This is a genomic window from Flavobacterium kochi (genome assembly GCF_048286715.1).
Taxonomy (GTDB): domain Bacteria; phylum Bacteroidota; class Bacteroidia; order Flavobacteriales; family Flavobacteriaceae; genus Flavobacterium.
In genome coordinates this window covers 28,633-42,328 of sequence record NZ_JBLVPW010000012.1, presented here as the reverse complement: position 1 = coordinate 42,328, position 13,696 = coordinate 28,633, and the positions used below count along the sequence as shown (strand labels likewise).

General features: G+C 36.9%; 10 protein-coding genes. All 10 read right to left on the bottom strand.

The window, feature by feature from the left end:
- Positions 1-26 precede the first annotated feature (26 nt).
- On the bottom strand, positions 27-1,709 hold the full coding sequence (locus ACNQGH_RS12095) for a hypothetical protein (protein WP_417956268.1): 1,683 nt from the start codon (positions 1,707-1,709) through the stop codon (positions 27-29).
- Between the two features lie 4 nt (positions 1,710-1,713).
- Entirely contained in the window at positions 1,714-3,897 is a 2,184-nt protein-coding gene (locus tag ACNQGH_RS12090) for an alpha-L-rhamnosidase-related protein (RefSeq protein ID WP_417956267.1), read from the bottom strand.
- 1 nt (position 3,898) lies between these two features.
- Positions 3,899-5,479 (bottom strand): sodium:solute symporter, encoded by a 1,581-nt coding sequence (locus ACNQGH_RS12085; RefSeq protein ID WP_417956266.1) that lies wholly within the window; start codon positions 5,477-5,479, stop codon positions 3,899-3,901.
- Positions 5,476-6,540: a Gfo/Idh/MocA family protein gene (locus ACNQGH_RS12080; protein ID WP_417956265.1), complete on the bottom strand. Its 1,065-nt coding sequence runs from the start codon at positions 6,538-6,540 to the stop codon at positions 5,476-5,478. Before ACNQGH_RS12080 ends, ACNQGH_RS12085 begins: the two co-directional genes overlap by 4 nt.
- 16 nt (positions 6,541-6,556) lie before the next feature.
- On the bottom strand, positions 6,557-9,004 hold the full coding sequence (locus tag ACNQGH_RS12075; RefSeq protein WP_417956264.1) for a right-handed parallel beta-helix repeat-containing protein: 2,448 nt from the start codon (positions 9,002-9,004) through the stop codon (positions 6,557-6,559).
- A 428-nt stretch (positions 9,005-9,432) separates the two neighbouring features.
- The gene (locus ACNQGH_RS12070) at positions 9,433-10,005 is read right to left on the bottom strand and encodes an RloB family protein (RefSeq protein WP_417956347.1); all 573 of its coding nucleotides are present in this window, start codon (positions 10,003-10,005) and stop codon (positions 9,433-9,435) included.
- 113 nt (positions 10,006-10,118) lie between these two features.
- Positions 10,119-10,478: an AAA family ATPase gene (locus ACNQGH_RS12065; RefSeq protein ID WP_417956263.1), complete on the bottom strand. Its 360-nt coding sequence runs from the start codon at positions 10,476-10,478 to the stop codon at positions 10,119-10,121.
- 54 nt (positions 10,479-10,532) lie between these two features.
- On the bottom strand, positions 10,533-10,949 hold the full coding sequence (locus ACNQGH_RS12060) for a hypothetical protein (RefSeq protein ID WP_417956262.1): 417 nt from the start codon (positions 10,947-10,949) through the stop codon (positions 10,533-10,535).
- Positions 10,919-11,359 carry an AAA family ATPase gene (locus ACNQGH_RS12055; RefSeq protein ID WP_417956261.1) on the bottom strand — a complete coding sequence of 147 codons (441 nt, stop codon included), beginning with the start codon at positions 11,357-11,359 and terminating at the stop codon, positions 10,919-10,921. The genes ACNQGH_RS12060 and ACNQGH_RS12055 overlap by 31 nt, the downstream gene beginning before the upstream one ends.
- Positions 11,360-11,579: 220 nt before the next feature.
- The gene (locus tag ACNQGH_RS12050; protein WP_417956260.1) at positions 11,580-13,496 is read right to left on the bottom strand and encodes an amylosucrase; all 1,917 of its coding nucleotides are present in this window, start codon (positions 13,494-13,496) and stop codon (positions 11,580-11,582) included.
- Positions 13,497-13,696 lie beyond the last annotated feature (200 nt).

Genomic DNA, 13,696 nt, shown 5'->3' with positions numbered 1-13,696 from the left:
TTACACGGAACCTGCTTATTCTTATTTCACAATTCCGCCAATCGGGATTCCATCACTTCTTTGTTCAGTTTTACTTGTACCATACCCATAGGATGAAATCTTTTTTTCAAATCTATAGCAGCATACACAATCGTATAAACGTCGTTCCCTTCCGGAATCAAACAAAGTGGCGTACGCATAATATCCCACCATTTAGCTACCTTGGTTTCTATAGGCAGATAACGTGCTTCGGACCATTTATACCCATCTTTCGACAAAGAATAACCCATCATATTAGGCAAATGATGCCCCCAACCATCAGGTCCTCCATCAAAAACGGCAATATACATTCCATTAGGAAGCTGACTCACAATAGGATTTTCAACAAAAAAAGGATGCATTGACTTAACTGGGTTAATCGCATCTCCCATTCGTTTCCAAGGTCCTTCTAAACTATTCGATTGCGCCAATCCAACAAACCAACCTTTCCCTGTTTTCTTGGGATAATCGCCCCAAGATTCAAACGGATATGCCCCGCTGTAAAAACCGAGCCATTTGTCTCCCACTTTATACGGAAAAAAAGAAGCCACACCTTGGCGCCCTTCCCATGGTTTTGAGTCCAGACCCGGTTCCATAATGATACCCATATCTTTGTAAGGACCTCCAATTCCTGCTATTCCATCTGCAACCGACTCACAACGCCAAATTCTTCCAAAAGAATGATTGGGCTCGATTTCTTTGTGAACGGTATACGCCAAATAATAACCGTACCATCGGTTTGCTTTTTCATTAAAAACAGGCATATACGACCAGATTGCAGCGCGGCGATCGTTCATCGGATTGTCTTCTTCTGCAACGGCATACGTTCCGCTGGCTTGTAAGACAGTAGCTTCTCGTTTCCAATGAATGGCGTCCTTACTGGTCCAATGTCCAATTCGTGTTTTCACTCGGTCGTAATAATAGGGAACACCTGTTTCACCCGCTCTTTCGGTAGGGAACATATGATAGGTATCGCCTACTTTCACGCAACGCCCCCCTTCAAAACCTCCCTGAATTCCTTCGGTTCCGGGCATTCCTTCATCAACTACTGCGGTGTTTTCTCCGCCGATAATTTCAAAAAGTGGTTTTTCATCTGAAAATCCTTCCACAATAAAAGTTGGGTTCCATAGCTTTCCATCCGGAAGTTCCGCATTACGAAAAACCAGCTGTTGCGCATTCTTTACCACTCCCAAGATGGCAAACAAGCCTTTCCCTTCGGGATTAATGATATGGGTCCCTTTTGGAAAAGAAACAGCATACACATTTACCGGAGGCAAACCTGTTACTGTCAATCCATTTTCAAGAACCAATTTGGCATTAGTCCCGGTATTTAATTGACGGTATTCGGCATTGTCTTTTTCTTGAAAAGTCCCGATCAGTACTTGTACGGACGCTGCGAATTTTAGTTTTATTGGGGTATTGGTGCCGTTTTTATATTTATCCAAAGGAAGTTCCACACCCGTTAGTCCTTGTAATTCAGGAGCAATGCGAATAACATTATGTTTACTGCCTGAAAATACATGTGCATATTGCGTCATTTTGAATGCCTTGCAATTAGACTGCACGACTACAAAAGGAGCCGCTTGCCAATTGATTTTTTTTACAGCATCCCATTTTTGGCCTTGAGCCAAAGCTGAAAAACTCAAAAAAACCAAGAGTACCTTATAAATAGATTTACTTTTTAGACTCATTTTCTTAAAGTGCTTTGTAACTGATTTGGTAATCCACATTCGGTTTAACCGTTAATTGGTATTTGTTTTTAGACAATTCCGTTATGGTTCCCGAATTGGTCTTCGGCTTATTTTGACTTTCGAAAATCAATTTTCCCTTCCCTTCGACGGCTTTGACTTTGATTTCTTTTTTACTGCAATACACATCAACAACTCCTTTTGGTGTAGGCACTTTCCCTTCCATCCATTCCAATCCACCTAAATTGGGTTTGATTTCATATTCGGAATATCCGGGCTTCAATGGTTTCACACCCAAATAATATTTTCCTAATAAATAAATGGGACTTGCACCCCAAGCATGGCAAAGGCTTTTTCCAAATTCTCTGCCGTACATCGCTAAATGTTCGGCTCCTTTTTTATTCGGATTGTACTCTTCCCAAAAGGTAGTAGCTCCTAATTTCAGCATGCCGCCCCAATAGTCTTTTATTTGTTTCAAAACATAATCTTGTTCGCCCATTGCACACAAGGATTCCAACTCGTAGAAACGCATATAGGGCGTAGTAATTTTTTGGATTTTATCATTCAACAACACCGAACTTTTAACTTGTTGTTTTTGCTGTTCTGAAAAATAATCAAAGAAAATAGCGAACATATTGGCGTAACGTGTCACGTTTTCGGTTTGTTTTCCGTCTACAAAACTGTGTACCAAAGCTCCCTTTTCCGGGTTCCAATATTTAGTGAAAATTTTAGATTTTAAATCAACTCCCAATGCTGCATATTTTGATGAACCCGCATCGTCTCCTGCAATTTTGGCACAGGTGGTCATTGCTTCAAGGCTTCGAGCCAATAATAATTGTTCAAAACTCACCTCTCCTTTTTTACTCAAACCATCCGCCCAGTCAATAAAAATCCAATCGCCCGAAAGCCCTTGCATCATTCCGTTGCTGTTTCTTCTGGATAAGCAATATTCCATTAAGGATTGCATTCTTGGATAAAACTGCTTGATAAAAGTAGTATCGCCAGTGTATTGGTAATAGTCGTAAATTCCCAAAAACCAATAGAAAGTATAATCCATTATGGTATTGATGTGCGCCGTTACCGGATCCTTCCCTCTTAAAGCCAACAAAGTTCTTTCGACAGTTGGAGAATCATTGGTCAGATAATAATTCATCAAATAACTTTGGTACGCATCGCCCGACCAAACCCAGCGGTCTCTTTTGATTCCGTCTATAAAAAACTCTCTGGTATTCAAATGAAAAGTATATTTCGCCACATCATAAATCTCATTGATTTGATTGTCCGAACAACGAAAACCACCCTGGTCTTTTACATCCGCATATTCATATAACATATTTACAGAACCCATTTTCACTCCTGCAGCAGGCACAACCTGTACATATCGAAACGCTTTGGAAAGTTCCATAACACGGTCTTTTGCCGTAGCGTTATCCACTTCAATATAGTCCAAAGTCATGCAGTTTTCTTTAGAAAGTGCTTCTTCTTTCGACTCACCGTAATAAACATTCACCGTTCCTTTTCCTTGCAATCCATTTAATTTGATGAATCCAAAAGTCTCTTTACCAAAATCATAAAGATTTCCATCTCCAGATTTCACCATACTTACAGGCTCCATTTTTTTCACTGGTAAAGCAAATTTGGACGGTGGATTATTGCCATCGTTTAAATTCCAGGAACCTGCCAGCAACCAGGTAGTTCCTGATTGATCAGAAGTTTTACCGGTTTCATCAATCCATTCTTTATCTTCAAAAGTAACCAACCAGGTAGCATCCGATTTTACGGTTTTTCCATTAATAAAAATCGCAGGAACCGAAGCCTGATTATAGACTTTCAGACTCAATTTATGTTTCCCTGCAGGCATTGTAAATTTCTTTGGAAAACCAAATAAAGCCTGACCATCAATTTTGATATTGTACGTTCCTTCAACCGCAATGGTCACTTCTTCCGGACTTGCTAAATTAAAATCTTTATGAAAATCAATCAAATTATAAAAGGTGTCCATTTTCCAAAAAACAGGAAAAAAGGAACCTCTGTCAGTTCTGCGGTTTTGCATTTGATTCGCCAAATTGATTTCGAAATCTCCGGGATACCAAATCCAAGTTTGCGCTGAAGCAGCCTCTGACAAAAATAATAAGGTACAAACGCAAACAACTGTTTTAAAACTTTGGCCTAAAGAAGAAAAAGTGTTCATATTAATTAAAATTAAAAATGAGGTATAAACTCAAAATGGTTAGTCCCAATAGGGCGAATAATAGCTTCACTCGTTTGCTGGTTTTAGGAACATCGGTTTCGCTTACAAAATTGGTTTCCGGATTTTTATCGGTTAATGAAATGATGATAGCCGTTACCAAAAGTGTAACAAAAATATAGAACGAAATCAATAAAAAGTGAGGCCAAACATGATATTTATCGGCAGGGAAAACCCATAAATACAGCACCCCGACAAATAAACTAAAGGCAGAACCCCAAGATAAAGTGGCGTTTACCGCTTTCTTAGTCGTGCGTTTCCAAAAAATGCTCAACAAAAACACAACAGACAAAGATGGAGCAAGAAACCCCAAAACCGCCTGAAAAATGTTAAATAAATTCTGACCTTTAATATTGTCAATAGCAATCGCGATAAGAATAGCAAACACACATCCTGCTGCAATGGTGATACGTCCTATTTTAATCTGTTCTTTAATCGTTGCCGCCGGATTGATTTTCTTTACATAAATATCATTTGTGAAAACCGTACTCAACGCATTGAGTGAGGAACCAATAGTTCCCACCAAAACAGCAATCATCACACAAATTACCAGCCCGTTCATTCCGCTAGGGAATAAGTTGGTTACCATGGTCATATAAGCCAAATCAGAGTTTTTTCCTAATTCCGGATACAAAACAGAGCACAGAATTCCTGGTAAAATAAATAAAGGCAATGCCATTACTTTTAACCAACCAATAAAGTTAACGCCAAGCTGTCCCTGTTCTAAATTCTTTGCCCCCAATACACTTTGGACCATCGATTGATCGGTACAAAAGAATGCAACTGCAGCAACGGGATAACCCAATAATATCGCATGCCAGGGATAATGTGCATCAGTTGTCGGTTGTACCAGATTCCAGAAATTGGCTGGTGTTTTAGCGATCAGCGCTTCTATGCCTCCTACTTTTTGTAATCCCAGAAAAGAAAGTGTGAGCGATACAACAATTAATAAAATCATTTGAAACACATTCACTTTTGCAATTGCTTTTAAACCGCCGGCAAAAGTAAAAATGCCTGAAAAAATCACTAAAACCGTCACACTTTGCCACATCGGTATTCCTAAAATCTGGCGCACTAAAATCCCTCCACTGAACAAGCCCAGTGACAACCAGCTCACCAAAATTTTCACCATGGCGTACCAAGCCAAAATGGTTTGTGTGCTATCACCATACCGTTTACCCATATACTCGGGCATGGTACTCACCTTACTTGCAATATAGCGTGGTGCAAAAACCATCGCCAGCAGCAATAAAAAAACAAAGGCATACCATTCGAAATTTCCCGCTACAATACCTGTGGCATAACCAATACTGGCGAAAGCTAATAAGGAAGAGGGGCCAACATTAGTTCCCCACATATTGAATCCTATATTATACCAGTTGAGGGAATTACCTGCCAGAAAAAGCGTTTCATTTTTCTTACTTTGTTTTACACTTACCACATAACCGATCACCAATAATGTGACCAAATAAATGGCAACAATTATAAAATCCAATGCCGTTAACTTATTATAGATACTGTTCATAGTTCATATTCCTTTAAAACGTCAGCAATTTTAACTGGCATTCCTGTTTGCAGACTTTTATCCATCGCCTGTAATAAGGCGACGGTTCCGATACCTTCCTCCATATTGGGATAAGCCACAAAATCCTGTTCAATACTGTCGGCAAAATATTCCAAGTAATTTTGGTATTCACCAGCATGATGACTTTGTCCCTCAAAACGGAAATAATGTTTTAAAGTATCATCACCCCATGTGACTATTTTTTGTTCGCCTTCTTTGGTGGTAACCGAATAACGAAGTTCATGATAATCGGCCTGACTTGCGCCTTCTGTTGCTCTCAAAATACAGCTCATGCCACTATCTCTCTGCGCAGGCTGTGTCGGAGAGGTGTAAACGCCACTCACCCTTGCTATTCTGCCATCAGTTGCTTTAAAAATAAAGTGCATCGTATCTTCATTTTTCAAGCCTGCTGCTTTTCCATTGCTGCTGATCATTCCATAACCCATTACTTCTTCAATATTAGGCAGGTACCACCTGATAAAATCTACCGGGTGACTTAATCCGCCATAAAGCCATTTGAATGATTGCAGCAAAGACCAGTCTTTGGCCAAAAACCATCTGTGATCTGCGTGGTAGTGCGCCTCAATGGTAATTAAATCACCGATTAAGCCCGCTTCAAAATCCGCTCTTTGTCTTTTTGCCGGTTCAAAAAATCGGGAACTTTGACCTATAAAAACCTTTTTTCCTGTGCTTTTGCTTAACTCCAGTAACGCTTTAGCGTCGACGAGATCATCAATGAAAGGCTTGGTACACACCACATGTTTTCCGTGAAGCAAGGCTTGTTTCACGTGTTGGGCGTGTAAATGATCTGGTGTATAAATTGCAATGATATCGATTGCGCTATCCGTCAATAAATCATCATAATTTGTTGTATAAGAATGGAAATCAAATTCCTGAGCCCTTTGCTTGCACAATGCTTCATTTCTATCGCATATTTTTACTAACTCTAACTTAGAGCTTTTTAAAGCCGCCGACATGGTGCTGCGTCCCTCTCCGAGACCGAGAATAGCTATTTTCAACATTTATTCAGGTTTATTTTTAGTTTATTTTTTTTAAAAACATCCAGGTTTCACCCGGTTTTGTTCCTTCAATTCCAGTTTGATATTTTTTCATTAAGGCGTTCCAATCGTTTACACGAGGATTATTTTCGGTTGTTTTAGGATTCAATGCATCCAGGCTCTTTCCTTTTGGAATGCTGATTACCAGCATTAATTGCCTGCCATTTTTAAAAACCTGCAATTGCTGAAAATCAGCGTTGCAGAATCCTTTTGCTATCTCCGGCCACTTTTCAAATTGCGTGGTGTGATAGTCTAAATATTCCTGTTGCAACTTAGGATCATCCACTAAATTGGCCGTTAAGACAATGTTTTCCCACTCTGAAGCAGGTTTTGAATCTTTGCATCTTTCAAAATTTCGAAAATCATAAACGGGTTTTTCGTATATTTTAATTTGTGCCGACGGAAAAGCCAAAGCCAACTTCCTTTTTACTCTTTCTGGCTGATTCATTTTGCCATAAACTACCAAATGGCTTTCCCATTGATACAATTCCTGTCCCACAATTCGGAAGCCTTTTAGAGTCGAATTGATTTTTTCCATATCAAAATCAGATCCGATTAATTCAATCGCAACTGATTCCGGCAGCTCTTGTAAACCCCAGGCTTCATCTACTACAACCTCTTGAGTCAGATTCTTGTATGGAGCTCTGATACCGGCATTTTGTTTGATCGTATTGCTTACATACGAATTGTTGTCTTGCCAAATATTCCCCGCAGGGCCATTATTGTTTTTTAAGATTTTCTCCGTAGGAATCCAGTTGTTTTTTATCGTAAAATAAGAAGAACCCTCATCGGTATATAAATACAACCACAAAAACGGATCGTGTGCGTAGGGACTAAAATATACCTTATCGATATAATTTTCTTCAATCCTGCTATCCGGCTGAGCCGAAAGCGTATAAATACCAGCCACATCATGTAAATGTTTGGCATAATGATGTATTTTATTGGCTAGTATTTTATTGTTTTTCATCACGTTGGCTGAGTGTGTCCAGCCCCAGCCTATTGCCATTCCGCTATAGGAAACATCCGAAATTTCGTTGTGTTCAATCGTACAGTTTTTAACAAAACCAGCACTTATTCCCAAAGTTCCCCAATCCTCATTGGTCACATTGGTAATCAAATTATCGGCAATCAATTCATCCGAACAGACTACCCGATCGTCTTTTACATTATATGGTAAATGAGCCTCGAAAGATTCTTCAGAGAAAACGCCCAGATTGATGCCGCTTCCGCCAATGTCTTTAAATAAATTTCCTTTGACAGTGTTGTGATTGGTTCCTTTATGCAAATCCAATCCTGTGGAAGCCAAATGCTCAAAACTGCAGGCTTCGAATTGGGTATTGTTAGCATAATTTACTTCTACCGCTGCTCTGGGTCTGCCCACCCAAGCTTGGTTTTCTAAATTGGCCTGATTTGGTGTTCCGGGTATTTTTAATTTATAAGCATCAAGCAAATACATTCCTGATTGCAAAGGGACATGTCCTTGTTGAGACGGACGAAGCCAATTGCTATATTGAAATGAAATTCCTTTAAAATTAAAATGATGAACAGGAGAATCAACAGTCCCTTTAACCTCCACTAAATTTTCTAAAACAGGAGCAGTCACTTTGACTGAATTGATGTCTTCCTCTTCTTTTGGATAGTAATAGATTTTCGCGTTTTTCCGATCCAGAAACCACTCTCCGGGTTCGTTCAGCATGGAGATTCCATTGTTTAAATAGAATGCCGAATTACCATTGTTTTTTGAAATCCAAGGAGCTGGCCACGGATGTTCACTTTGAATACGGCTTTCCGGCTGTTCAAAAGAAACCCTGGCACTGTCTTGTTTCACTTCGATATTTTTGATACGCAGATTGGCAATAGCCCACCATTGTATAATAAACATTTCCATTCCGGGTTCGAAAGTAACTGACTTATCTTTATACGGAATCCAGCAGGTTTGTGATGCTGCATCCCAAGATAAAATTCGGTCCATTTGAGTTCCCGCTGTACTTTTGGCTCTTACCGCTTTTTTCCCATTGACCCATAACTGTCGGTAATTAATAATCTCACCTGCTTTTTCAGGGGCATCAGCCACCCAGACAATTCCTTTTTTTAACCCATTAACGCCGGCCGCTTTTTTCCAGTTTTTTATTTCCAATCCCCCACTTAGTATCGGCTTTGCATTTAAATCGGCTTCAATGGTAGTTGGACTTTCAGCCGTTCCTGAATCTTCAGGTCTTACGAATAATGGTTCCTCTAAATAATAAGATCCATTCATTACTATGATATGAATACCTCCTTTTATTAAAGGATCGTTCAAACGACGCATTTCTCTGGCTTTTCTCAGTGCCATTTGCACGGTAGCCAAAGGACTTGATTTAGTTCCTATGTTTGTGTCTTTCCCCCGTACAGAAACCCAGATTTCGCCAGCACTGGTTGAAAACATCACCCCCAATATGAAAAAAACTAAAAATATTCTGCGTATTTGTTTTTGGTTCATTTTGTATTATAAAACATTAATTGTTTAATTGACAAATATAATTTTTTCTATACACTAAGCATCAATAATAGTTACATTTTTTTTTAGTCCTCAAAAAATACTAATCAATTCCTGAGAATATTGCATATAAATAACAAAATAATTACTTAAAGTTAAAATTAGCACTGATAAATTTACTACGTTTTATTTTAATAACGAGATATTTAATGGAACCAGAGACACTTAATGTTAAATTAAATTTCCAGTACCCTGTCGTTTTATTTTCAATCCATAAAGTGGCTCGAAAACAAAGCCTGCTGTCTGGCCTTAAAAAAAAGTCTGTCCGAAAAGTAATTTTCGGGTACAAAAAAGCCTCACGAATTGTGAGGCTTTTATTATTTTCGTAAATTTTCATTACGTTCTTCCACTAATTCAAATACTTTACTAACGAGGTTTTGTTGATAGTATGGCAAATCTTTAAGATTACTAAACAATTGATTAGCCCTTTCGATTGCCTTTTCCTGTGAAGAAGATTCATCTTCTATCAATAGCTTATAAAGTTTTAAACAAAAATCATATTTCTTTCCCTCTTTCACATAATTCAACCCGAATTTTTTTCCCAACTCATCATAGTAAAACCCTCTTGAATTTTTTGCATCGCTATAATTAAAATGTAAATAGAACCACAATTCAAATGAATCATTAGAGTATGCTATAGTATAACCCAATTGCATTCCTTTATTGATAGAATTATCAAAATCTGCAAATTCTTCAGCTCCCCGTTTAACATCCATATCAAAAACACACCAAACACCATCATATTCGTAGCCACACCTTTCAACCATTTCTTGCGTGGACTCTATAAGCTTTAACTTTGACTGTCCTCCTAGATCTATAGCTTCTACTTTCATTCCCAATACCGGAAATGACTCAAAATATAATTTTTCTGTCTGTCCTTCACAAACAATTAATATCGTTTTATTTATAGGAATAGTTTCTATTTTATAAGCCGCCGATTTAGCCTTTTTATTCTATGCTTTTTCCTTATCCGTTACTTTTATAGCTTTTGTACTTTTAGGCATTACTCAAAATTTATTAAGTTAGAAAAGTTACCTAAAAAAGGAATCGCACCGTATTTTCCTTGAATATAATCTTTCTCAAATGAAGCATTGTTTCTTATGCCTTTAATTTCAACCAGCGTATATAAATGACTTGCTCCATATTTATCCTTTTCAACAAAGTCAATCTGATCTCTTCTCAATAATTCAGATGACAACAAATTGGTATCATGTGTTGTAAAAATAAGTTGTGAGTTCTTATTTTGACTTGAATTAAATCTTGAGTCAAATTCATCAATAACTAACGTCGTACCTTCTTTCAAAGAGTCATAAATAAAAGGACTTAATTCAAACATTTTTCTAGTTCCTTCTGATTCTTGCAACCCAAAGGAGAAGTTAGCTTTACCTTCTTTTTTTAAATCTTTATTGTAAAGAGTTCAACTGGAAACAATAATTTTTCCCTTTTTAAAATCCTTCTTGCTTTCCTCTTCAATATTTTCTGGTAAATCTTCATTTGAAACAGCAATAGTATCTAAATCTTGAATCCCAACATCTGCTTTCTTTAAAAAATCCAAAATAAATTTCTTTTTAACTGAATCGTTCAAAGAATCACCAGCAACCCCGTACATCCCCTGATGACCTAAACCGCTAATAATTGAAATTGAAGTAATCGCTTTGATAATTTTTTTTGATAATTTTCCAAATCCAAACGAAGATAAAGAAGATAAAAACAATGAATTATCTCTAAAAATTTCCCCTTCACTAAAATCGTCCATCAAAGAAATAAATTTACACCCCTCTTCAAAATGCTTTTGGTTAATTTCTAAAATTTTGTTGTTTTCTCTAATAAACAAATTTTGTTCTCTGATATTTGGAGTTGAAAAAAGTCATTCACTTTTAATGGCCTTTTCATCAGCTTCAAAACCACATTATCAACTCTGAAAATTAATTGAAAAAATGTGGGCTCGTCAATTGTCTCTGTTGACAATTGAAAAGAATCAATTAACGTCAAAGATTTTTCCTCTTTTACAGAATCCTTAATAATTCTTATAAAAGTTACTAGACCTTTAATAACATTGCTTTTTCCACTTGCGTTTGCACCGTAAATAGCTTTAGATTTCAATAATGATAATTCCTCTTTAATTGGAATCACATTCTGTTGGTCTAAAATTGAATTATTGGATTTAATTTTAGCGGCTGTCATATTTAAAGTCTGAATATCTTTAAATGAGAATGAATTCCCAAAACTAAACTCTTCGATCATATCTCTTATTTTTATATTTGTAAATATATCTATAAGAATAAGAGTTGGAATTCAACAATTTTTAATACTATGTTTTATAATGTTCATTGTGAAGCTACACAAATTATTATTTAAATTAAAAATTCTGACACACTCGGGCTAAAGGTGTTATCATCATTCATAAGTAACTGATTTACCAAATTTTCAAATTTTATGAAAACGGATAACTTTTTTCACGTTACTATTTTCTAAGCCATAATACACCATAAGCACTTATAAAGTTTTTCTCGTGAATCTCCATTTCGCTTTCCGTCAGTAAATTGAATAATTTATTTTCATTCCAATCGCCAAATAAATTCCGTTCGAAAAAAGTATCAAATTCAGAAAAATTCACAATAACATAAACTTCGTCCTTGTTATCTGTTTTTTTGTACACTAACAAATGAGTATTTTCATAATCAATATATTCTAAATCATTAGTATCAGCGAACGCAGGCGTTCGTTTTCTAATTTCAATTAATTTTTTTAATTGTTTGTAAACCTGAGCTTGTGCTGACGGAGCATCTTCTATGTTCTCGACCAAATCCCAATTCATTTTAGAACGGTGTAGCCAACGGTTATCATACTTTTTACTTTCATCACTTAGGTAATCATAATTATTTGGCAAGGCAACCTCATCTCCACTGTAAATCATTGGTAAACCACCTAAAGACAAAATAATGGCATGTTGCAGATTGATTCGTTTTATAGCTAATTGAATTTCATTTTCATTATTTTCTTTTACTGCTTTTTCAAAACCACATAACGCTGCCATAGAACCCGAAATACGCGCATTACCCGTTTCATGCTCAATCATAAAGCGCTGTCCAAGTGCAAAACTGCCATTATAACTATCACAATAATGCTTTAAAATATACAAACGATGCTGCAAAGGGTCTAAGCCCAGTTCAACAACTAATTGATCATCAAATCCCAACCCTATATCATCATGGCAACGGGCATAATTTATCCAGGTGGTATTTCTTGGTTTCTTAGGAACCGCATGCATCGATTTTTTTAGTAAATTAGTGTTTCGGGTAGCCAAAGCTTCCCAACTCAACGCCATAAAATTGGCATTATAAGCAATGTCACATTCATCTCCTTGAGACAATCCTTCCCCAAAATATTTTATAATTTCTTCAGGAGCCACAATCGCCTCAGCAATATAGGCCACACCCGGAGCTACGATTTGACCGCACAATTTAAAGAGCTGCAGTAAAAGATGTACTTCTGGCAAATTTTGATTAAACTTCCCTATTTCCTTCCACATAAAGGCTACTGCATCTAAACGAAAAATATCTATTCCCTTATTGGACCAGAACAACATGGTGTCTATCATTTCCACTAAAACCATCGGATTTTTATAATTCAGATCCCATTGATAGCCATAAAACAAAGTCATTACCCATTGATCGCTCTCCGGCAAGTACGTAAAATTTCCCGGTGAAGTATCCGGAAAGATTTCAATCATTGTACGCTCATAGGCATTTGGCAAATTCCGGTCTGGAAAAAAATAGAAAAAATCTTTGTATTTAGGATTCCCTTTACGAGCTTCAACTGCCCATTGATGCTGATCCGCACAATGATTCAGTACAAAATCCATAATAAGATTCATATCATTTTTTTGAAACTCTTTTACCAAAGCTTCAAAATCCTTCATGGTTCCAAATTTAGGATTCACTTCGCGATAATTTCGGACCGCATAACCGCCATCATTTTCAAATTCCGGCACATCCAAAAACGGCATCAGATGCACGGTATTAATTCCCAAATCCCTGAGGTAAGGAATTTTCTCTTTCAAACCATTAAAATCAGTATCGAAGAGGTTCACATACAACATCATTCCAACAATTTTCTCACTGGAATACCAATTTGGAGTAGCAACACGTGTACTATCTCTTTTCTTTTGCAAAGCGGACCGTTCTTCAAAATTGGTAACCAAAGAGCGCATCAACAATTCAAATGCCGCTTCTTTATAAGGACTATTGGAATACAATTCTTGATATAGGTCGCTAATAATTGGAAAATTTGCTCCCAATCTTAAATGAAAATTCCTGTCATTAATTTTTACATCTTCCAAAAAAACATTCAATTTCGATAACTTTTCAGCCTGTTGCATACTTATATGATTTTTTTACCTATTTATCACTTAAAACAATAGGACGTCCTACCTCAAAGATAAAATGATTTTAAATATAATAAAAAAATATATGCCGAAATAAATTAGTATAAAAACCGCTTTTATTACAAAAACAACGAACACGGTATATCGTATTGTTCTGACGCATAAAGGCCGCCCTTTCGGACAGCCTTTGTCTT

Coding starts and splice junctions, on each gene's coding strand:
- ACNQGH_RS12090 (WP_417956267.1), bottom strand. CDS start 3,897: ATGAACACTTTTTCTTCTTTAGGCCAAAGTTTTAAAACAGTTGTTTGC.
- ACNQGH_RS12050 (WP_417956260.1), bottom strand. CDS start 13,496: ATGCAACAGGCTGAAAAGTTATCGAAATTGAATGTTTTTTTGGAAGAT.
- ACNQGH_RS12085 (WP_417956266.1), bottom strand. CDS start 5,479: ATGAACAGTATCTATAATAAGTTAACGGCATTGGATTTTATAATTGTT.
- ACNQGH_RS12075 (WP_417956264.1), bottom strand. CDS start 9,004: ATGTTTTCAACCAGTGCTGGCGAAATCTGGGTTTCTGTACGGGGGAAA.
- ACNQGH_RS12080 (WP_417956265.1), bottom strand. CDS start 6,540: ATGTTGAAAATAGCTATTCTCGGTCTCGGAGAGGGACGCAGCACCATG.
- ACNQGH_RS12055 (WP_417956261.1), bottom strand. CDS start 11,359: ATGATCGAAGAGTTTAGTTTTGGGAATTCATTCTCATTTAAAGATATT.
- ACNQGH_RS12095 (WP_417956268.1), bottom strand. CDS start 1,709: ATGAGTCTAAAAAGTAAATCTATTTATAAGGTACTCTTGGTTTTTTTG.